This is a genomic window from Streptomyces spiramyceticus, assembly GCF_028807635.1.
Lineage (GTDB): Bacteria > Actinomycetota > Actinomycetes > Streptomycetales > Streptomycetaceae > Streptomyces > Streptomyces spiramyceticus.
The window spans coordinates 4,957,271-4,977,313 of record NZ_JARBAX010000001.1 but is presented as its reverse complement, the minus strand read 5'-3'; the positions used below and the strand labels follow the sequence as shown (position 1 = coordinate 4,977,313).

Genomic DNA, 20,043 nt, shown 5'->3' with positions numbered 1-20,043 from the left:
TCGATGGAACGTGATGTCTCTTCGGAGCTTGGCGCCCGTGATCCTGGGTCTTGGCCGAGTGCGGCTGGGATCCCCGGCGATCTGCTGGTGGCAAAGGAACTGGTGTATGACCCCAGTGGGTTCACGTGCTCACAGCCGGTGCCTGAAGCGGAGAGCGCTGAGTACGGGGCATGCGAGTTCACGCTGGATGGCTTCTCGGTCACGTTTCGCGTGGCCAAGACAACCCCGACGAAAGACGGCCAGTTCGTCACTGTGTGGAAGAGGTCCGCGAGCGGGCCGATCCAGCCCTTCGACGCTGAAGATCCCGTTGATCTCTTCGTCATCAGCACTCGCGAAGGCCAACGGTTCGGACAGTTCGTGCTTCCGCGAGACGTGCTCTGTGAACGGGGCATCGTGTCAAGGAACGGATCCGGCGGGAAGCGGGCGTTCCGCGTTTATCCGCCGTGGGTGACGACCACCAGCCGGCAAGCCCGCAACACGCAGACATGGCAGTTGAACCACTTTCTGCATGTGCCTGAACACGAGCCCATCGACGCTGCCCGGGCCTGCGCCTTGTATCGCCCCAGTGGCCACCTGTGACACCACATCTGTAAGGCCCCTGGGCGTCAAGCGGTGAACGGCACGCGGCGTGCCCGCTGTGACCTCCCGTAGCCGTGAATTTGGCTCCACACCCTAGTAGGAACGACTCGGTCCAGATGTCCGCCAGCAGGCAGCACGGTCCCGTTATCCACAGGGGTCGCGGACCGGCCAGGCTCCGCCGTAGCGTGCTCGCACTGTCGATCACGGGGGTGCGCGATGCGGTACCGAGTCGATCTGGACCTGACGGCCGAGCAGGTCATGGCGGAGCTGCCAACTGACGCAGCCCGGTGGGAAATCACCGCGCTCATCGAGACCGTCTGGAGAGAGCCAGAGACCTGGCCGCCGCCTGATGGCCAGCAGTTGGGCGAGGCCTTCGGGCCGCGGTGCTGGATTGTGTACGTGGCGTACAGGGACGGCATCGAGATTCTCGACGTCGGCTGGCTGAGCTGACGACGTCATGAAGGGCCGCAATCATTGCGTGGCCACCGCACCGGCCCCGGGACCTCTGCGACATAAGCGCACCCGGTGGCGCCTTGTCGTCACGGGCGCCCGCCCCTGACCAGACGAGGAGCGGGCGCAGTCGCAGACGGGGAGACTTACGGGGCAGGCTCGTACTCGACCAGGGTGTCCCCACAACCCTCAGCGAGTTCGAGCAACGCGGCCTGCTCGTCCCGGTCGGCGGTCAGATGCCACCTGAGCTTGGTGGCCGTCCACTCGCTGGCATAGGTGCAGCGCGCGTCAGCGGACGGCGGCAGCCACTGCGCCGGGTCCTGATCTGCTTTGCTTCGGTTGGTCTTGGCGGTCACCGCTACCAAGGACTGGTCAGCACCGAGATCGTTCGCGTAGGCCCGACGGCGGTCGGCCGTCCACTGTGAAGCGCCGCTATCCCAGGCCTCGGCCAGCGGGACCATGTGATCCACATCGAGGCCCGACGGGTCTGTGACGATCAGCTCGTCGTAGTAGCTGAACCACACCCCCTTCGTGACCTTGCAGCCAGCTTCGATGGTCGGCTCCGCACGGGACTCCGCGATCAGCACCTCGGCCCGGGTGCTGCATCCGTCGCGGTCTTCGTCGATCCAATGGCGGAAGCTGGTGCGCGTGTAGCCCTCCCGACTCTCAGCGCCGAGCGGGATGGCACGGATGCCCTCGGTCAGGCTGACAAGGCGAGGGGCGGCGGCCTGGGCCGGCGTAGTGCCGATCAGGGGCAACAGGGCGAGGGCGGCGCCAACGAGGGCGCGTCCAGTCAATTTGATCACGAGGACTGGATATCAGCCCGGGCCCCTCGTCACGGCTGGTCCCGGAAGGTGTCACCCGCGCGAGCACACAAGTGGTACTGGAGAAACGGTGCGTCTAGATACATCCGGGCGGGTGGCCACCCGAAGCCCATGCCTGCCGCCGACCGGGCCCGGCGGTGGCCAGGAGGGCAGCTTTGAGGACCGAGCACTGAACCGTTGGCGCGGCAATGCTCATCGTCTGTGGTCGTCCTGAGTGTCCTGCAACATGCTGGTCAACAGATGGTCGGGGTAGAGGTCGGGGAGCGGATGGGCGTACCTGGAGGATTCGAGTTGCCAGTCGTACAGGCCTCGCATGTAGTCGGCCATGTTGTCCACGATCCGGTAGATCGTGATGGCCTCGCTGGCGGTCCAGCCCCGGTGGTCTCCCTCCTCAAGGAACTCCTTGGCTGCCCGGTGGAATTGGGCGAGCTTGCTGTACAGCAGCTGTCGTGCGTATTCGACCGCCTCCTCGCGGCTGTGTCCCAGGGCGCGCTCCACGACGAAGATGATGTTGTAGGCGGAGCCTTGCCTCTCCTCCTTCTCCACCGAGAACAGGTCGTTGGTCAAGGAGATGACGTCCGTGGCCCAGCCCCGCAGCGTCCACAGGCGCTGGTCGTACTGCAGGGCTTCGGGAAGTTCGAGGTGGTAGAACCGCTGGGTCAGGTCGAAGCAGGTGTCCATCGCGATCGACATGCGGCGGAAGGCCAGGTAGTCCTCGACCCCTGGGAACTCACGCCGACCGGCGCGCGCCCTGGCCTCGGCCGCGTATGCCGTGATGTAGTCCGTCCAGTTCCGGATCGCGACGTGTCGCCATGCGGGTGACATGCCGTCCCTGGCCTCGTCCCACAGTTCCCTGAAGACCGTGACCGTGGGCGGCTCCTTTGCCGCCGCCGGGTCTCCGGGGGGACGGTGCAGGATCGCGATGTGGAGATGGCACAGGGCGGCTGTGGCCTTGGCGTCCGAGACCGTATCGAACAGGTCGTCGAAAATGGCGTACCAGTGGTAGAACTTGCTCGCCAACAGCAGGTCGTCGCCGATTGCGCAGGGCCACACCCGCGCCACCGCGCTCACGAGCTTCTGGGCCTCGAACTTGGCGACCGCCTCCTCGTCTGGGCAAAAACCGCACGTGCCCAGCCACGCGTGCGTGCGTGTGAGGCAGGAGACGACGTCGGGACTCATCCGGGACGGGATGTCGAAGGCCAGGTCTACCGTCTGGGGCATGGTCTCTCCTGATTCGGCGGCTGCCTTGCGCGCCAGGATCAGCGGCCGCTGCGAAGTTCGCGGCCCGCGTACCAACGCAGGGCCCGGTCGAAGCTGCTCCGGTCGAAGGCCGGCCACGCCGTGTCGGTGAAATACAACTCGGCCTCGCCGGCCTGCCAGGACATGAACCCTGACAGCCGCTGTTCGCCTGAGGTTCGGATGACCAGATCGACATCGGGCTGTCCGGCCGTGGACAGGTGTTGCGCCACGTGTTGCTCCGTGATCTCCGGTGTGGCGTGAGGCTCGTGCTGGATCTGGCGCAGGAGCAAGAGGATCGCCCGGAGGATGTCGTCGCGACCGCTGTAGGCGACCGCCACGTTCAAGGTGATTCCGTGGTTGTGCCGGGTGTCGGCCTCCACCGTTCGCAGGGCGGAGGTATGTTCGGGGGGCAGCCGTTCGAGAGCGCCGATGGGACGGATCCGCCAACGTCCGGTGGAGGCCATCGTCTGCAGGCCGTCTGTGACAGCGCACATGATGTCGTGCACCGATGCCGCGCCGCGGTGCAGGTTCTGCTGGGACAACGCCCATACGGTGACCACTGGAATGTGCGCGTCTTCGCACCAGGCCACCAGCTCGTTCACCCTCACCGCTCCCGCACGGTATGCCTCGGCGAATGAAAGCTGATGCTCTGTCGCCCACCGTCGGTTGCCGTCCAGGATCACCGCCAAGTGTCGTGGCCCCGGCAAGCAGGATTGGGGCTTGGGGTCTTTAGTCGGTCCCCACGTCGCGGGCTGCTGGGCACCGGTCTGTTCCGCGTCTTCAACACCCGAACACCGTGCCCGGGGCACGGCAGGGCGGGGGACGGCACTCTGGCTTGGCAGTTCGGCCATGTGCGGGCCTCTCATCAGCCAATTGCATGAACTGAACCAACAGCAACAGAACAGATGGTCGTGCGGGAACGGCGCATGCCCTCCCAGTGGAAGCACGCAAACGCACCCCCGCCAGTCCCGAGCCCCCACACCACCCCTTCAGGGCGGTTTCGCGGAACAGCAGCACACCTGCAACGCCGTCCCCTCGCCGACCACCAGGGCCGCATCATCGGAGACGGGCGCTCATCGGCCGTTCAGCCAGTTTCATCGGCGCTCGTCTGGGGCGTTGGTCCGGGCGGTAGAGCAGCACGGCCTAGCGTGAACGCGGGCGGTGCGCTCGCGGACGACATGCACGTAGCTCTGGCTGCCGAATCCCCGGACAACGAGCACAGGGACCCCCGTACGCTCCAACCAGCCAGTCAGCTGAGCCCGCAGCGTGTCCTTCTCGCAGGCCAATTACAGGGCGGCCTTCTGGGCCTACGGTCCTGTCCAGGCGAACCAGTCAGCCGCGGCGTGAAGGAACGCGGTGGCGTCTGGCCAGGCGGGCGGAACATGGACCTCGCGCAACGGGTCGATGAGGTCGAGGAAGCGTTCCTCCCGGCGGGCTTCGGCGAGCTGCGCGGACAGACGCCGGTATGTCGGCGGAGTGTGCGGGATCAGGCCCTCCGAAACGGGCCGGTAGTACATGTACCCCTCGGGCCGAGCGAGGGTTCGGACACAGGCTTTCTAGGCCACGAGAGCCACCTTTCGCGGGTGCCTCCCGAAGTCGTGAACATCGACCTCACCGCCGCCGGGGTGACTCCCGCGCTCATCGACAAACGACGTCCCAACTCGGTTCTGGCACAGATCTTGGGGAGCGGTCGCGGAGCGTCACCTCGGACCTGTCCGGCCGGTCACGAACGCGGCGCGCGCCCCGTCTTCTGAGTTGGAGCTGGACGGCGGCACGCTGGTCGGCACCGCGGTGCTGTGGAACATCGACAACCACAACCGGTCCGCGCCATCGGGCTGGGGCTGCTGCCGTTCTCCTGCGGCAAGGGCTACGGCACCGCCGTGGTCGCGGTGCTGGCCACTGCGGTTTTCGTCGTGCGCGCACAACGCGTCGTTGTCGACCAGGGGCAGGGCCGAGGCCGTTCCCCTGGTCGGCCTCCGAAAGGTCACCTCACCTCATGTCCACACCGACGACCCGCGAGCGGAGTAGTCACACGGTCAGGTGGGCAACACCTCAGGCCCGCCGACGGCAGCCCTCAGCTCTTCCGTAAATTCCAGACAGGAGCCGTAGCGGTCGTCAGGGGCCTTGGCCAGAGCAGTCCGCATCACATCATCGACATGCGCCGTGATCCCGGGAAGCCTCTGGGACAGGGGCGGCGGCTCATTGCGCTTGTGCGCCCGCATCAGCGCCGTGTCTTCTTCGCGGGGGAAAACTGGATCGCCAGCGATGGCTTCGTAGACAACGCAGGCCAGGGCGTAGAGGTCAGTGGCCCTGTTCACCGGCTGGCCAGATATTTGCTCCGGCGCCACATAATCGAGCGTGCCGGCGAACGGACCCGTGCATGTGAAATTCTCCGTCAGTGTCCGTATGTCGATTCCGAAGTCCGTAAGGTAGGCATACTGCGGACGGTCCTCGTCGGCGCTTCTGGCGACGAGGATGTTCCCGGGGCTGACGTCACCGTGCACCACGCCGTGCGCATGCGCGGAGTCCAGAGCCGACGCGACCTGCCCGGCAATACGTATCGCACCAGTCACCGAAAGCGCTCCGTATTGGTCCAGTATTTCCCTCAGGTTCAGCGCGGCGATGTAGCGCATGGCGATGTACAGCAATCCATCGGCTTCTCCCACCTCGAATATCGGCACAATATGCGGGTGGTCGATCGCAGCGGCGATGCGAATATCGTGCACGAAGCGTCGGCGGAACGTTTCATTGCGTCCCAGTTCCGGCGCCAGCAGTTTCACTACCAGGGTACGGTCCAGCCTCAGATCCTTCGCCCGATAGACAACCCCTGTCCTTCCGCGGCCGATCTCGCTTTCCAACTCGTAACCTGCAATATGTGCTCGACTTGGGGCGGAAGGGCGACCGTCATGCGGTCCGCTGTGATCCGGAGGGCGTTCCATCAGTCACCACCTCGCTGGGCTGGGGCTTGCGCGATTCCCATTTTATCCATTAAGTGCCCGGCGGGCTTGTTGCCGCCTACCTGGTCCGCGTGAAGCGGTTGACTGGTTGGAAGTGTGGGCGTGAGCTGGTTTTCACGAGTGGTTCAACCGGAATCGGCGTTTCTGTGGGAAGCGCTCTTGCTCTGGGTCCAGGAAGTCGATCAAGTCCATCAGGGCTACCTGTAGCTCTATCAGGCGTGGGTGCCGTCCCTCGCGTGAAGCCAGTGCGGCGATGCTGTCGGACAGACGTGTGAACCAAGTGGCGAACCCTGGGTCAGATTCCAGTCGTGCGCAGAACTCCGCGTATCCGATGCAGCTGTCGGCGTCTTCTCCCTCCTTGATGACGAGTTCCCCGATGGCCCTCTGATCGCTGCGAAACAATTGGAAGTGTTGATCCGGATAGGCGTCATCATTCAGAACACTACCGATGCGTGCAAGCAGCGCCACAATTCGCCGGTTTGCGTCTTTGTTGCCGAGATCAAGGAAATAGATACGGCGCCTGAGGATCTCGACCCATCCCAGATACTCGGCGAGCACGTGCAGGGTGCTGCGCACTGCGTACAGCTGGTCGTGAGGGTGCACGAAGTACACTCTCAAAAATCCCTGGCCGACGATATTGTAGAGGCGTGACTGGAAATCGAAGGCGGCCCAGAGTAGGGGGTCGCGAAAGCGGCTCATGGCGTCCTGCCGCTCCAGCATGCGATTGCGCTCAGCGGCCTGTCGATCCAGATCGTCTCTGAGGAAGGAATTCTTCCTGTTCGCTTGGGAGCTGTAGGCTACGCTTACCAGGGCCACAGCGCCGGATAGGGAAGCGATAATCAGTTCCGTGTTCATGGCATTGCGTCGGATGGGGTCGAAGTGAAGGCAGACTAGAGATTCGGTATATCGGAATCTCTAGCCTGCCTGAGATTTCCGCCGGTGCAAACAAATCTTGGGCCGAATGAAGGAGGTCGATCGGCGCAGCCGCTGACCATGTGAGGTGCGGTATCCGCAGCGGACGCGGCTCCCGTGCCGTTGCCCGTCACCCTGGCATGCCACGCGCTGCCCCAGCCGCCCGGACAGGGCCAAGATGTTCGATTGTGAGGGTCGGGGTCGCGTGAGACCGCGTACGCCTGTCGTCTGGCATCCGAAAATGACGCTCCGTCAAGTGGCCAGTCGTCTCTGCCATGGTCAGCTGTGGACGGTGATGGTGCTGGTCATGCAGACCGATGCATCGTTCTGGGACTCGCTCGTGTTCGACGGGACCGACGACGTGGATGTCGAGGCAGTGACGGCCGCGTTCGGCACGGTCGAGGTGGTGGCGAGAGGCCGGGTGGCCGGGGCGGAGTGTCCGGACTGCGGCCGCTTCTCGGATCGGGTGCACGACCGCTACCAGCGCAGGTTGAAGGATCTTCCGCTCCCTGAGCAGGGCTTCGTGATCCGGTTGGCGGTGCGGCGTTTCATCTGTGGGGCGGCGGACTGTCCGCGTCGGACGTTCGCCGAGCCGTTCTCCCGGTTGACGACTCCGTACGCACGGTTCACCACTCGGCTCAACCACGCCTTGGAGCGAGTGGGGCTCGCGCTGGCCGGGCGTGCCGGCGCTCGGCTGGCGGCCCAGCTGAGCTTCGGCGCGGGAAGGATGACCTTATTACGCAGGGTCATGGCGCTGCCTGATCCGCAGTTCAGCACGCCGCGTGTGCTGGGCGTGGACGATTTCGCGATCCGCCGCGGTCAGACCTACTCCACCGTATTGACCTGCGTTGAACCCCATCGCGTGGTCGATGTGCTCCCGACGCGCGAAGCCGAGCCGCTGGCCGCGTGGCTGATCCGTCATCCTGGCGTGGAGATCATCTGCCGGGACCGGGCGGGCGCCTACGCCGAGGGTGCCCGGCGCGGCGCCCCCGACGCCCTGCAGGTCGCTGACCGCTTTCATCTGTGGCAGGGCCTCGGCCGGGCCGTGGAGACCTGCATCGCCTCCCATCGCGACTGTCTGCGCAGCCCGCCGCCCAGCCGCACACTGCCGGAGACGACCCTCCCAGAGTCCAGCCGGCCCCAGGACGACTGCGAACCCCTCGGCCGACGGGCCGAACGCAAGAAGGCCGCACACGCCCTGGTCCACGAGATGCTCGCCCAAGGCCACTCACGCCGGGCAATCGCCCGACACCTGGGCTGGGGCCTCAACACCGTGCTCCGGTACGCGAACGCCGCACGCTGGCAGGACACCATCCGCGAGAACCGGCCCCGGCCCAGCAGGCTGGACCCCTACAAGCCCTACCTGGAACGACGATTCGCCGCGGGATGCACCAGCGTCACCCACCTCCACCGCGAACTCCTCGCCGACAACGCACCCGTCACCTACCAGATGGTCCGCGCCCACATCGCCACCCTCCGCAGGGCTCCGGCCAGCGCGCCGCCCCGGCCACCGACGGTGCGGCAGGTGGCTGGCTGGCTCACCCGTCACCCCACCGCCCTGACCGCGGAGGACCGCGCCGCCCTGAAGGACGTCCTGGCCCGCTGCCCCGAACTGGACACGGCCGCCGGTCATGTCCGCGACTTCGGTGAAATCCTCACCGGCCGCCTCGGGGCCACGCTCCCTGCCTGGATCGACGCAGTCGATGCCAGCCGGGCTACCCGGCCTCACCAGCTTCGCACTCCACCTGCTCCGGGACCTCGACGCCGTGACAGCCGGGCTCACCCTGGACTGGAGCTCCGGCAGCATCGAGGGCGCCGTGAACCGCATCAAGAAGATCAAGAGGCAGCTCTACGGTCGAGCCGGATTCGAACTACTCCGCAAAATGATCCTGCTTCAGTGACACTCCGCGACGACTCCCCAAGATCTGTGCCAGAACCCCCAACTCGTGTACATAACCAGATGGGGAACCGGTCCGGGTGCCCTCTGGCGGCTCGGTGTACCGCCAGGAACCCTGGAGCCATGAAGACTGAGGAAATGCTGGCGGACTTCCGGCGCGATGGTTTCGTCGTCGTGCCACCGATGACACCCCCCGAGATCTGGGACGCCCTGCACAGGGAACTGCCGTCCGTCCTCGCCGAGGACGGCCCGCAGCGGTTCTTCGAGGACGATGGCAAGACCGTACGGGCCGTCTACGGACTGCACCGCAAAGAGGGCCCATGGCGGGAGCTTGCGCAGTCCTCGCCGCTGGCGGGCCTGGCGCGACTACTCCTGGGCGAGGAGATGTACGTCTACCAGTGGAAGATCAACCCAAAGGCCGCCCGGCTCGGCGAACGCTGGGAGTGGCACCGGGACTTCGACTTCTGGCAGGTCGCGGACGGTATGCCGAAGCCGGCGGCGCTCACTGCGGCCGTCTTCCTGGACGAGATCACGCCCGAAAACGGCCCCCTCCGGCTGATCATCGGCAGTCACACCCTCAGCGCACATCACAAGCCGCCTGCCGCCCAACCCGAGACGGCTGACGGCGACTGGTCCTGGATCGTCTCGACGCGCCTGTCCCACGCCATCCCAGAGGCCACGGCGGAGGAGATGGCCCGCACCCACGGCGTCCGCCACGCCACCGGCCCCGCCGGCACGGTGGTCATCTTCCACAGCAACCTGGTCCACAGCTCGTCCCCCAACCGCTCCCCGCACACCCGAACGCTCGGCCTGATCACGTACAACCCCACGTCCAACACCCCCGTCGCACCCACCGGTCCACGGCCGGACTTCTTCGTCAACCACGACCCGACACCCGTGCCAATGGCGTCGTTAACTGGCCTTGAGGAACATCGGTAACCGACGCTGTCACCGTGAGGTGATCGACGCGATCGCCTGGAAGTTCCAGACCGACTTGCAGTGGGCCACCCGCCGGAGAAGTACGGCACGTGGAAGGGCGCCTACACGCGGCTGAGGAACTGGGCAGTCGACGGCACTGGTAATGGGTCTTCACCGCCTTGCTCGCCCAGGTCGACGGAGTAGAGCGTCAGGCCAGGTGGCTTTATTCACGAGTAGTGGCTCTGGCTCAACTTCCGGATGCTGTTGGTGATCTTCGGCGCGAGCGCCGTTGCGTTCCAGTGGTCGCTGGTAAGCCGTCGGCCCGGGAAGCCAGGGCGCTGGCCGAAGACAGCATGAGAGCACGTTCATTGGCTACAAGCCTGGCACGCCGCGCGGGGTGTAGCAGCACGGCTCCAACGGGTCCCGACAAGATCACCAACAGCATCACTTCCGTGGCGCGGGCACGCTGAGTGACAGCTGAGGCGGAGCGGGGGGCCGGTGAAGGTGTCGCGGGTTGAACTGCGGGGCTGCCTCGTGCGGCCGGTGGGCCTCGCTGGCTCTCCCGGTCGTGGCAAGTCTCCCTGGGGCCCGTGGCGTTGTCGGTCGGCCGTAACGAGACGTCGGTGGTGCTGGCAGCGGCGCGGCGGCGGGTGCGACCCCTGGCCGTACCGCCTCCCGTCACGGGGGGCCGGGGCCTGTCCACACAGTCCATGCCGCTGCAGGCCGTCTGTCACGCTTCTGACCTGCGGTAGCTCGGCGCTTGCTTGGACGTCGCGACGGATCCTGCGGCTACTGCACGCCGGGCGTGAACTCGATGCGCACATCGTCGGCTTCCCGGATGACGTAGACATGATCGGTCTTCGCCCTCCACCCGATAGGCACGGCGTAGTAGCGCCCCTGGCGTGCCGTGATGAGTCGCAGGCCCGTGTAGCGGTAGCGAAGGTGGACGTTCTCGCCGAGATCCTCAAAGTGGAGATCCGGTGATCGTGAGCTGAGGCCGAGTCGCTGCCCGCTGAAGACCACCAGGCCGGTGCGCTCGACCACATCGCGGGCGTCGTTCTTGGCGTTCTGCTCGCCGAGCTGGCCGGCGGCCAGGGTGACAGTCCAGAGCAGGAACACTCCGGCGGCGAAAATCGGCACAGCTGTGTCCAGCAGGCCCCTCGGGCGATCCACGTCAGTTGGCCGCGCTTGACCGAGCAGCAGGCCGATGGCGATGAGAAGCGGGCCGACCCAGCGGTACGGCAGCAGCAGTTGCCATTGCCACCACATGATGAGCAGGAGCAGGCCTGCGGCCACGATGACCAAGTAGTAGCGGGCCAGTGCCTGCGTGCCCCGCGACGTGCCGCGCACCAAGCCGTTGGGTAGTGCTTGTCGCGGTCGGCGCCCACTAATGGCAACCGCGATGAGCAGCACGACGGCACCCACGAGGACCGGGAAGGTCATCAGCTGCAAGCTCTGCAGGACAAATTCAGCAAAGCCGAAGCCGAGAGAGAAGGGGGAAAGGTGGAAATGGCCATAATACGCGCTCGTATAGATCACGCCCACGTAGAACATCAATGCGGCGATGAACGACGCCTGGGCAACCACGATATTGACCAGCGCGGTCGGCGACGCCAGGTCTGGGCCCGCTCGCTTGGCCCACCGCGCAGGGCGAGGCTCCGTTTCGCTCACGTACCGTCCGGCGCAGGCAATTCCTGAGGCTCACGGTTCCCAGGAGACGGCGGACAACCAGGAGCGCCAGGACAATCGGGAGGAGGAGGCGTGGCCGACGGAGCGATGTCGGGATCCGTCTTCTTCGACTGTCCGGTGTGCGTTGGAACAGGCGGAGGCGGAGGGACCGACTCGCCGCCATAGGAACGAGAACCGTCGGACGGCGAAGGTGTCGCGCTCGTCTTTGAACTGGTGGGGCTCGGAGTTGATGTGGTGAGGCTCGGAGACGGCGGAGTGGGGGATGCGTCGTCCTCGCCGGGTCCCCCTCCCGAACCGCAGGCTGCGACAAGCCCAAGGCACGCCGCGAACACGCCGACGCGGGCCATCCGATAGAGGCCATACCTCATGCGCGCTCTCCGTGTCGTCCGGTGCGACCAGAGGGAGCGTAACGCCGTTTCTGCTGGTCACTGGGACCTGACGGCATGAGTGGGCCCGCACCGCTCGATCGGAGCAGCGAACAGGAACTTGCCGTCGGGAAACAGCAGCCTGGCGCGCGGTGACAGGGACTGAGACGCCTCGCCCGATGCTCGCCGTCACTCAGCGTGCCGCTCCACAGAACTGATGCTGTTGGTGATCTTCGGCGCGAGCGCCGTTGCGTTCCAGTGGTCGCTGGTCAGCCGTCGGCCCGGGAAGCCAGGGCGCTGGCCGAAGACATCATGAGAGCACGTTCATTGGCTACAAGCCCGGCACACCGCGCGGGGGTAACAGCACGGCTCCAACGGGTCCCGACAAGATCACCAACAGCATCCAGAACTTGAGCCAGAGCCCGAGTTCTGACAGCACCGGGCCTTCCTAGCGGGCCGAGCGCGGCGGTGGTCAACGCCAGTCGTCGATCACATACGCGTCGGGGTGGCTGTACCCGGGTTCGTTGGGCCTGTGCATGGTCACGCCCTGCAACCAGGTGCGGAAACCGCGGTCGATCATGCGCCGGTAGGCATCCGGGCGACCCAGGTTCATGCCAGCGTCCAGTTGCCCCAGCCCGCGCTCGGCGGCCAGCCGCTCGCATGCGTCGAGCAGTCGCTCGAACCGGTCGGCGGCCTCCGGACCAGGACGTACGGCGCCGAATTTGACGAAGCACACGTCCACGCCAGCCTCCGACCCGGCTCCGCAGTGGCAGACGGCCAGGCCGTCGAGCTCGGAGCCAGCGCCATGGAGCAGGATGGTGTCACCGAGTCCCTGCGCGTGCGCGGCCACGATCTCGCGTTCCAGGCTCAGGCCCTCGTACACGGCTCCGGTCAGTGCGCGACAGAGGCAAAGCGCGTCGGGCCGCTCGGCGGCGGGCAGTTCGCCATAGAGCACCCGGCCGGGGACTGCGGCACCGTCTGTGACCTGCTTCTTCATGATGGCTGTGAGGAATCGAGGCCAGAAACCGTACCGGCGGTAGAGCTCAAGATGCTTGGGACTGTGCGCGAAGGTGAACAGGCCGAGGTGGCGATTCCCCCAGGCGTCGAAGCAGTCAATGACCGGCTCCATCAGACGCCTGCCGATGCCCTGGTCCCACAGATCCGGACGTACGGTCAGCGGTCCGAAAAACCCGACGCTGCCCCAGTTGGCGGCGAAGTTCGATCCAACTACTTCGCCCTCGACCGTCGCCGCGAACGCCGCCTGTGGATCGGCCGCCCAGCGGGTGCGGACGTAGTCGACGGTCCCGAACGGATCAGGTGCCCCCAGGAAGGTCCCGAAGGCGACCCTGCAGATCTCATCGGCCCGATCCAGGTCCGCCTCATCCAGCGGGCGGACTGATACCGGGGCCGCGCCACTCTTGCTCTCCGCTGCTGGTGGGACCATCACTCTCTCCTTCCTACCCCCGTTCCATCGCACCACGGAGGTGCGCCGCAGGCGAGGTGAACGGTCCGGCGACACCCCCGAGGATCGAGGACCAAGCCGGTCTACCTTGCCTTTCCGCGGGAACCGCAGCAGGTAGTCGGCGCCAGCGACCACCATGGCCGCCTGGATCGTCCTCTCCGACTCCACACGATGTAGCGCTCTATGATCTCGGCGGTCATCGACATGGGGGTAGGGGTATGGACGGCGGGCGTTCGACGCGCAGGTGGTCGCTCGATGAGAAGAACTGGTCGCGGGGGTGGTGGATTCCACTGGTCGTCGTCGTCCTGGCGGCCGCGACCTGGGGCTTCCTGGGGTTCGTCGAAGGCGGCTGCAAGCGCGGGCCCAGGGGCGGCTGCGTCGCCGCCGACGGCTACGAGTTGCGCAGCTGGGTGTTGTTCCTCGCTTCGATGCCCACGCTGTTCGTGGTCGGCACCGGCCTGACCGCCGGCCGATGGCCGCCCGCCCTGGGCGTCGCTGCCGGCGGCGCGGCCTGCGGGCTCTACACGCTCGCGCAGGGCCACACGGTCCCGCACCTCATCATGGCGGCCGTCCTCTTCGCCCTGGCCATCACGGCACCGGCGCTCGCCTGGCGGCGCCGACGGGCAGCGCGAGCGGAGTGAGAGCGGGCCCTGCCGGCTGACACTGACCTCCCTGGTGACCCACGGTCACGGACCACAGAAGTGATGCTGTTGGTGATCTTCGGCGCGAGCGCCGTTGCGTTCCAGTGGTCGCTGGTCAGCCGTCGGCCCGGGAAGCCAGGGCGCTGGCCGAAGACATCATGAGAGCACGTTCATTGGCTACAAGCCCGGCACACCGCGCGGGGGGTAACAGCACGGCTCCAACGGGTCCCGACAAGATCACCAACAGCATCCAGAAGTTGGGCCAGAGCCGCTTGAAGTGAACGAAGCCAGGCCAGGCAACCTCCCTGCAAGCGCAGCGGCTTACCAGGGGTTGGCCAGGAAGCAGCGCAGCAGTTCTTCGTGGGCGGTGAGGTGACGCCGCGCGCTGGCTGGTGAGGGTGGGCGTGGGAAGGTGCGTTCCGGCAGAGCGTCGGAGCGGTCGCTGGAGCGTGATGTGGTGTTGTGCGCTGCCGCTGTGGTGGTGAGGGCTTGGATGCGTTCGGTGAAGTCCGGGTCGGGCAGAGGCAGGTCGAGGTCGTCGTCGACGTACCTGATCGCGATGGGCACATAGTCCAGCACGGCGGTGACGGGATCCGGGACCGACGGCGTGCCGGTTTTCAGTCGGCGCAGGATGCGCAGCGCGGCGGGGATGTTGATGTCCTCGTGGTCGGTGGCGACTTTGGCGGTCTGGCGGTGCCACCAGTCGGCCTCGCCGTCCTCCCCCAGAGCCCGATGGTGGAGATAGAGGCAGTAGGTGGCGGCGCTGTCGCCCGCGCCGGCGGCGTACTGCCACCAGAACCGGGCCGACTCCTCCCGGTGCGACATCTGGAGCAGGCAGCCCAGCACCCGCGCGCCGGACGGCTCCGGTAGGGCCCGGCTGAAGAAGAGCTTCAGATCGGCCAGCGCGCCGGAATGTGTCACCACGGTCTCGCAGAGGGTCCGCAGATCCCGCGCGGCACACCGCTCCGCCGCCGCGGGGACTGCATCGGTCGACGGCAGATGGGACGCCGGTGTCTGTGTCGAAGCGCCGGAAGCGCGCGCCGCCAGGCGGGCTTCGGCGGCGTCGATCTCGGCCTGGGTGTACGGCCGGTGGAGCAAGCGCGCCCGGGAGAGCAGGTCCTCAATGGGCGACGTCATCAGCGTGACCCTCCTTGGTGGTGGCATCCAGACCCAGGGTCCGACGCATGTGGCGTTTGGCGTGACGGGCGTTGGAGCGCACGCCGGCCGGGCTGATGCCCAGGTGGGTGGCGACCTGGTCGACACTGAGATCGTGCAGGTGGAGCAGCAGCACGACGTCCAGCTGGCGCGGCGGGAGATCGCCGATGGCGTGGAAGAGGTTCATGCTCTCTTCCAGCTGGCCGATGGGGTCCACGGCCTGGACCAGAGCCGCGGTCTCGAAGGCGGCCATATCCAGGGGCAGTGGCCGCCGACCGCGCGCCTTGCCCGCGTCGATGGTGATGTTGCGCAGAACCCGCCAGGCGTAGCCGGCCGGGTTCTCTTTGCTCAGGACGCTCGGCCAGACCTTGAGGAGCTGCTCGAAGGTGGCGTCGACCGCCTCCTCTGCATCCGAGCGGTTGTTGAGCATTATTTCGGCCCAGCCGATGTAGGACGGGCGGTGCATCTGATGGAAGGCGGAGAAGTCCACCGGCAGCTTTGTCGTCATCGGCCTGGCGCCTGGCGAGCGGTACGGAGTGTCCTGGTCCTGATTCACGCCTGCCCCTCATCTCGGCCATGGCGGTGCATCTCGTTGATGCCCGCCCTTACCCCGGCAGCCGCGAGCCGGCGCACCAGCCTGGCCGCGTCATGACCAAACACGCGCAGCGCGAGCGCCGTCATGATCACGTCCTCTGCAAGCTCCATCATCACGGGCCTTCGGGTCCTCCCTTGAGCAAGGCGAGGCCTGTACCCCCAGGAGCCTCGGGAGTACGCCGTTGTGCGCCTCCGATACCCAAGACCGTTTCCACGGCCCGAATGTGCAACGACCAAGCCGAAAATCTGACGGCGCGGCTCTGCGCCGGTTACCCAACTGCCTTTACAGCAACGGCTTCACGCCCCGGGCGCTGCCTGCGCCCCCCAGCGGCCAATCCCGCTCCACGGCAGCTGAGCTGCTGAAGCGCCAGAAAGGACAACGATCAACCATCCCTTTGCGCAAACGTGCGGCATAAGCCGACGCCCTACCCTGTGACGCACGCCACAGCCGCTCTGGCCGACGGCACACCGCCAGGAGGGCCCACCAGACGGCGGCAAGCCCGCCCCTATGGCGGGAGTTCGCTCCATGCGGGCAACCTGCAAGGACAGAAGACCGGGAGTGCGTGGGTAACCACGGTTGCTTCAAGCGCACATGGTCAATCGGGCCCGATTGTGTTTCGCCGGTTCCCACAGGGGGGCTTGAGCCCGGATGATGCACGCCAGCTGGCGCAGCGCCAAGGTCACCGCTTCCACTGACAGGTACTGGCGGTACCACTTCACCGGCACTATGACGACTAGGGGCTGTCCGGTGGGTCATGGGCGAGTCACCGGACACGCCCTAAGCCGCGCCGCCCTTAACAAACCTCGCCTGCTACGACACTAGCGTTCGATCGCGCCGAGCTGCTGCATCAGGCCGAGGTCGTCCGTGTTCCACCAGCTCTCCGCAAGCTTGCCGCCCTGACAGCGGAAGGTCGCGTGGCCGGTTCCCGAAACCTCTCGGTCGGTGGCCTCCAGGCCCTGGTACGTGCCCACGTGACGGCCCTTGAAGGACAGCCGTACGCACACCATGTCACCCTCGGCCGTCAGGCTCTCGATGGTGATCACCGGTTCGAACGCCTCGAGGATTTCCCGGTTCTCCGACTTGGCCTCCGCCAGACTCAGGTCGTACGACGACTGAGACGGGTCGTGCTCCCGGTAGTCGGCGGTGCACATCCCGTCCACGGCATCCAGGTTTCTCCTGTTGATGACATCCTCGAAGAAGCTACGGACCAAGAGCTTGTTCAGCTGCTCGTCCCGCATGACGTCGAGGTCCGTGAACGACGGTTCCCCTTCGCACAGGGCCACCATCTCGCGGAAGATGCGATCGGTCTCCGGAAGGTTCGAGTTCCTCATCGCCTCCTCGTACGAGGGGAACTCCACGATCTCCATGATGTGCGTGGAGTCGGCGCGGTCCTTCCCCACGATCGAGTGCGTGGCCGTCCGCTTACCCTGGGTGGCTTCGATCCATGTATCCATCAGGCGGTTCAACTCGTCGGCCTGGTTCGTCTTGCAGTCGATGACCTGGATGAACGTCATCACGCACACCTCTCACCAGTCGGAGTATCGGGAGCAGCTTCAGATTAGGTCGACTTGAGCGGTCTGTCCTGTCCTGGGTGTTGCTCCAGCGTCGGCTCGTGGGCATGTCCCAGTGGATGGTGGCCACGAAACAGGCGCCTCACGCGCCCGTCGAGAGCCTGGGCAGGGACAGGGAGAGCCCGGGCGCCTTCTAGGGCGTGTCCGGTGACTCACCCATGACCCACCGGACAGCCCCTAACGCCGTCAAGGCCGCGGGCGACTACGTCGACGTTCGGTAGCAGCCTCACTGCGGCAGGCCCGCACCCCCCATTACCTTCTTGATCAGCCCCGCAATGGGGTTCCCGGCCTCCGGGACGGCATGACTGCTCCCCCCTGTAGTTCGCATGATCTGGGGGGTGGTGTCACCGCTCCCGGAGGCACTGGTAGACCGCTGATGAGGGGCATGACCACCGACTCCTCCGGGAGGTAGGGAGGTTCTTCGTAATGTGGATGCCGGCAGCTGGTGCCGCAGGTGAGGCCGGGACCGTACGACCGGAGAGAGCCTGTGATCGACACCAGTGACATCGGCGCCTTCCTCGGCTTGGACGTCGGCAAAGGCGAACACCACGCCACCGCCCTGACTCCGGCCGGGAAGAAAGCCTTCGACAAGCGGCTGCCCAACAGCGAGCCCAAGCTCCGCGAGGTCTTCGCCAAACTGATCGCGAAGCACGGCACCGTGCTCGTGGTCGTCGACCAGCCCGCCTCTATCGGCGCCCTGCCACTGGCAGTCGCCCGGGACGCGGGCTGCCAGGTCGCCTATCTTCCCGGGCTCACGATGCGGCGGATCGCCGACCTCTACCCGGGCGAGGCCAAAACCGACGCCCGCGACGCGTTCATCATCGCGGATGCGGCCCGGGCGATGCCCCACACGCTGCGGTCCATCGAGCTCGCAGACGAGACGGTCGCCGAGCTGGAGATGATCGTGGGATTCGACGACGACCTCGCAGGTGAGGTCACCCGGGTCGCGAACCGGCTCCGCGGGCTGCTGACTCAGATCCACCCGCACCTGGAGCGAGTTGTCGGCCCGCGGATCCAGCACCCGGCCGTCCTGATGCTGCTGGAACGCTTCGGGTCCCCGGCCCAGATCCGCAAGGCCGGACGCCGACGGCTCGTGAACCTGATACGTCCCAAGGCCCCACGGATGGCCGAACGCCTGGTCGAGGACGTCTTCACCGCCCTGGACGAGCAGACCGTGGTCGTCCCCGGCACCGACGCCGCCGCACTGATCGTCCCGAGCCTGGCCGGCTCGCTCACCGCCGTGCTCGACCAGCGCAAACTCCTCGCCACCAGGATCGAGGAACTGCTGGCCAACCACCCTCTTTCAAAGGTCCTGACGTCCATGCCGGGGATCGGCGTCAGGACCGGAGCAAGGATCCTCATCGACGTCGGTGACGGCAGCAGCTTCCCGTCCGCCGCCCACCTCGCCTCCTACGCCGGCCTCGCCCCGGCCACCCGCAGCTCCGGCTCCTCCATCCGCGGCGAACAACCCTCCCGGCGAGGCAACAAACAGCTCAAGAGAGCTTTCTTCCTCTCCGCGTTCGCCGCCCTGGCCGATCCGGCCTCCCGCACCTACTACGACAAGAAGATCAAGCAAGGCAAGCACCACACCCAGGCCATCCTCTGCCTCGCCCGCCGCCGAGCCGACGTCCTCTTCGCCATGCTCCGAGACGGCACCTTCTATGAAACACGATCAGCCAAGGCGACTTGAGCCAACAGCCATTGCTCGTCAGCCGCTCAGGACTGGGCCAGACCAACCGCGAAGCTCACTATCGAAACAGCGGCGAGAACACCACAGGTGACCCTGACGGTCGCAGGCGTCAGGAGCCGACTGCCCCCCACCGTGTTCGCCGCGAAGCCGTGAATCCGCCACGCAACATCGCGGTAGTTAAACGCCACCATCAAAGTGGCGGCCCCAAAGACCAGATCCCGCCCAAGCTCAGCCCACGCACTCATCAGTTCTCCCCCAGAGACAGCCGATGCCCAGTATGCAGAGCCCGGGCTCCCACCAGACCGCGATCACCAGCCTGAGGCTGCCCGGGCCGCTTGACGAAACCCATAGGGGCACCCCCCCCGCAGCCCATGGGCAGCGGGGGCAGTTTGGCACCCCCCGAACCATTCCTGCGTCATCATGACCCCCGCGAGCCAGGCCAGCGGTCCAGGAACGGTCACCAGCCTGTCAAATGAGCGCGGGCTCAGCCCAGAGAACGGAGCTATCCAGGACCGTTCCGACGCCGTGATCACGCAGCTTGAGCGCGGTCAGGCTGCGGCGTCCTGCGGGTACCAGCGGAGTTCCACGGTGTTGCCGTCCGGGTCCTGGACGTAGACCGACGTGGCGGTGCCCCGTGCGCCGAAGCGGTCGATGGGACCTTCGAGGACGGTGAAGGCTCCCGAAGTGATGAACTCCTCCCAGTCCAGCGGTTCCACGGTGAGACAGATGTGGTCGACGTTGGACTCTCCCCGAGGGCGACTGACCAGGTCGATGATGGTCTCAGGGGTAATTCGTACCGATGGGAACGGGATCTCGCCAGCTCGCCACTCGGCAACGCGTACCGGTTCCAGGCCGAGGAGTCCGGCGTAGAAGTCCAGGGACCGCTCGACATCCTCGACGTTGAGGACCAGATGGTCGAATGCCTTCACGCGCAGCGAGGGCAACCCGGGTTGGTCGCCGAGGCTCCGTGCGGGGTGGCCGTGCTCCCACAGGGGCTCGTCGGTCCGGGCCGGGCAGGTGGTGATGTCCGAGACGTTCATGGGGCTTCCTTCGATGGTGGAGTCCAGGTGGGCGCCGTTTACGATCCGCTGGAGGGAGT

The 20,043-nt window shown here is 66.3% G+C and carries 19 protein-coding genes and 1 pseudogene; 5 read left to right on the top strand and 15 right to left on the bottom strand.

Annotation, left to right across the window (positions count from 1 at the left end; translation table 11 throughout):
• Positions 1–3: 3 nt before the first annotated feature.
• Together PXH83_RS22955 and PXH83_RS22950 are read left to right on the top strand one after the other, a co-directional pair.
• Positions 4–579 carry a MepB family protein gene (locus tag PXH83_RS22955; RefSeq protein ID WP_274562979.1) on the top strand — a complete coding sequence of 192 codons (576 nt, stop codon included), beginning with the start codon at positions 4–6 and terminating at the stop codon, positions 577–579.
• Between the two features lie 216 nt (positions 580–795).
• Complete coding sequence (locus PXH83_RS22950; RefSeq protein WP_274562421.1) at positions 796–1,029, top strand: hypothetical protein; 234 nt, start codon at positions 796–798, stop codon at positions 1,027–1,029.
• A 146-nt stretch (positions 1,030–1,175) separates the two neighbouring features.
• Here the strand turns inward: PXH83_RS22950 and PXH83_RS22945 are convergent, their stop codons facing one another.
• From PXH83_RS22945 to PXH83_RS22915, 7 genes are all read right to left on the bottom strand, one after another.
• On the bottom strand, positions 1,176–1,835 hold the full coding sequence (locus PXH83_RS22945) for an HNH endonuclease family protein (protein ID WP_274562420.1): 660 nt from the start codon (positions 1,833–1,835) through the stop codon (positions 1,176–1,178).
• 210 nt (positions 1,836–2,045) lie between these two features.
• Positions 2,046–3,074 (bottom strand): terpene synthase family protein, encoded by a 1,029-nt coding sequence (locus tag PXH83_RS22940; RefSeq protein ID WP_274562419.1) that lies wholly within the window; start codon positions 3,072–3,074, stop codon positions 2,046–2,048.
• Positions 3,075–3,112: 38 nt separating this feature from the next.
• Positions 3,113–3,781 carry a polyprenyl diphosphate synthase gene (gene uppS / locus PXH83_RS22935; protein WP_274562418.1) on the bottom strand — a complete coding sequence of 223 codons (669 nt, stop codon included), beginning with the start codon at positions 3,779–3,781 and terminating at the stop codon, positions 3,113–3,115.
• Positions 3,782–4,399: 618 nt separating this feature from the next.
• The gene (locus PXH83_RS22930; RefSeq protein ID WP_274562417.1) at positions 4,400–4,609 is read right to left on the bottom strand and encodes a hypothetical protein; all 210 of its coding nucleotides are present in this window, start codon (positions 4,607–4,609) and stop codon (positions 4,400–4,402) included.
• A gap of 183 nt (positions 4,610–4,792) precedes the next feature.
• A complete protein-coding gene (locus PXH83_RS32545; protein ID WP_420803204.1) occupies positions 4,793–5,080 on the bottom strand; it encodes a hypothetical protein in 288 nt (95 codons plus the stop codon).
• A 48-nt stretch (positions 5,081–5,128) separates the two neighbouring features.
• Complete coding sequence (locus tag PXH83_RS22920; protein ID WP_274562416.1) at positions 5,129–5,950, bottom strand: serine/threonine-protein kinase; 822 nt, start codon at positions 5,948–5,950, stop codon at positions 5,129–5,131.
• 213 nt (positions 5,951–6,163) lie between these two features.
• Positions 6,164–6,904, bottom strand: coding sequence for a hypothetical protein (locus tag PXH83_RS22915; RefSeq protein ID WP_274562415.1), 741 nt, complete (start codon positions 6,902–6,904; stop codon positions 6,164–6,166).
• 313 nt (positions 6,905–7,217) lie between these two features.
• Between PXH83_RS22915 and PXH83_RS22910 the strand changes: the two genes are divergently transcribed.
• Positions 7,218–9,797 (top strand): ISL3 family transposase, encoded by a 2,580-nt coding sequence (locus PXH83_RS22910; RefSeq protein WP_274562414.1) that lies wholly within the window; start codon positions 7,218–7,220, stop codon positions 9,795–9,797.
• Positions 9,798–10,565: 768 nt separating this feature from the next.
• Here the strand turns inward: PXH83_RS22910 and PXH83_RS22905 are convergent.
• Together PXH83_RS22905 and PXH83_RS22900 are read right to left on the bottom strand one after the other, a co-directional pair.
• A complete protein-coding gene (locus PXH83_RS22905) occupies positions 10,566–11,447 on the bottom strand; it encodes a hypothetical protein (protein ID WP_274562413.1) in 882 nt (293 codons plus the stop codon).
• 855 nt (positions 11,448–12,302) lie between these two features.
• A complete protein-coding gene (locus tag PXH83_RS22900) occupies positions 12,303–13,274 on the bottom strand; it encodes a GNAT family N-acetyltransferase (RefSeq protein WP_274562412.1) in 972 nt (323 codons plus the stop codon).
• A gap of 236 nt (positions 13,275–13,510) precedes the next feature.
• Between PXH83_RS22900 and PXH83_RS22895 the strand changes: the two genes are divergently transcribed.
• On the top strand, positions 13,511–13,933 hold the full coding sequence (locus PXH83_RS22895; RefSeq protein ID WP_274562411.1) for a hypothetical protein: 423 nt from the start codon (positions 13,511–13,513) through the stop codon (positions 13,931–13,933).
• A 321-nt stretch (positions 13,934–14,254) separates the two neighbouring features.
• Here PXH83_RS22895 and PXH83_RS22890 read toward each other — a convergent pair whose 3' ends face one another.
• The 4 genes from PXH83_RS22890 to PXH83_RS22875 form a co-directional block, all read right to left on the bottom strand.
• Complete coding sequence (locus tag PXH83_RS22890; protein WP_274562409.1) at positions 14,255–15,070, bottom strand: hypothetical protein; 816 nt, start codon at positions 15,068–15,070, stop codon at positions 14,255–14,257.
• Complete coding sequence (locus PXH83_RS22885) at positions 15,054–15,644, bottom strand: RNA polymerase sigma factor (RefSeq protein WP_274562407.1); 591 nt, start codon at positions 15,642–15,644, stop codon at positions 15,054–15,056. The genes PXH83_RS22890 and PXH83_RS22885 overlap by 17 nt, the downstream gene beginning before the upstream one ends.
• Positions 15,641–15,799, bottom strand: coding sequence for a hypothetical protein (locus PXH83_RS22880; protein WP_274562994.1), 159 nt, complete (start codon positions 15,797–15,799; stop codon positions 15,641–15,643). The genes PXH83_RS22885 and PXH83_RS22880 overlap by 4 nt, the downstream gene beginning before the upstream one ends.
• A gap of 702 nt (positions 15,800–16,501) precedes the next feature.
• On the bottom strand, positions 16,502–17,197 hold the full coding sequence (locus PXH83_RS22875) for an ester cyclase (RefSeq protein WP_274562405.1): 696 nt from the start codon (positions 17,195–17,197) through the stop codon (positions 16,502–16,504).
• A gap of 544 nt (positions 17,198–17,741) precedes the next feature.
• On the opposite strand from PXH83_RS22875, the gene PXH83_RS22870 reads away from it, so the two are divergent.
• Complete coding sequence (locus PXH83_RS22870) at positions 17,742–18,944, top strand: IS110 family RNA-guided transposase (protein ID WP_274556079.1); 1,203 nt, start codon at positions 17,742–17,744, stop codon at positions 18,942–18,944.
• Between the two features lie 452 nt (positions 18,945–19,396).
• Here PXH83_RS22870 and PXH83_RS22865 read toward each other — a convergent pair.
• A pseudogene (locus PXH83_RS22865) lies at positions 19,397–19,477 on the bottom strand (IS5/IS1182 family transposase); the annotation flags it as partial.
• A gap of 15 nt (positions 19,478–19,492) precedes the next feature.
• Positions 19,493–19,879, bottom strand: coding sequence for a VOC family protein (locus tag PXH83_RS22860; RefSeq protein ID WP_274562976.1), 387 nt, complete (start codon positions 19,877–19,879; stop codon positions 19,493–19,495).
• Positions 19,880–20,043: the final 164 nt, after the last annotated feature.

What these genes read in the sequence shown, in the direction of transcription:
- PXH83_RS22955 (WP_274562979.1), top strand. Translation starts at nt 4, where the DNA reads ATGGAACGTGATGTCTCTTCGGAGCTTGGCGCCCGTGATCCTGGGTCT.
- PXH83_RS22950 (WP_274562421.1), top strand. Translation starts at nt 796, where the DNA reads ATGCGGTACCGAGTCGATCTGGACCTGACGGCCGAGCAGGTCATGGCG.
- PXH83_RS22940 (WP_274562419.1), bottom strand. Translation starts at nt 3,074, where the DNA reads ATGCCCCAGACGGTAGACCTGGCCTTCGACATCCCGTCCCGGATGAGT.
- PXH83_RS22930 (WP_274562417.1), bottom strand. Translation starts at nt 4,609, where the DNA reads ATGTACTACCGGCCCGTTTCGGAGGGCCTGATCCCGCACACTCCGCCG.
- PXH83_RS22915 (WP_274562415.1), bottom strand. Translation starts at nt 6,904, where the DNA reads ATGAACACGGAACTGATTATCGCTTCCCTATCCGGCGCTGTGGCCCTG.
- PXH83_RS22900 (WP_274562412.1), bottom strand. Translation starts at nt 13,274, where the DNA reads ATGGTCCCACCAGCAGCGGAGAGCAAGAGTGGCGCGGCCCCGGTATCA.
- PXH83_RS22895 (WP_274562411.1), top strand. Translation starts at nt 13,511, where the DNA reads ATGGACGGCGGGCGTTCGACGCGCAGGTGGTCGCTCGATGAGAAGAAC.
- PXH83_RS22890 (WP_274562409.1), bottom strand. Translation starts at nt 15,070, where the DNA reads ATGACGTCGCCCATTGAGGACCTGCTCTCCCGGGCGCGCTTGCTCCAC.
- PXH83_RS22875 (WP_274562405.1), bottom strand. Translation starts at nt 17,197, where the DNA reads ATGACGTTCATCCAGGTCATCGACTGCAAGACGAACCAGGCCGACGAG.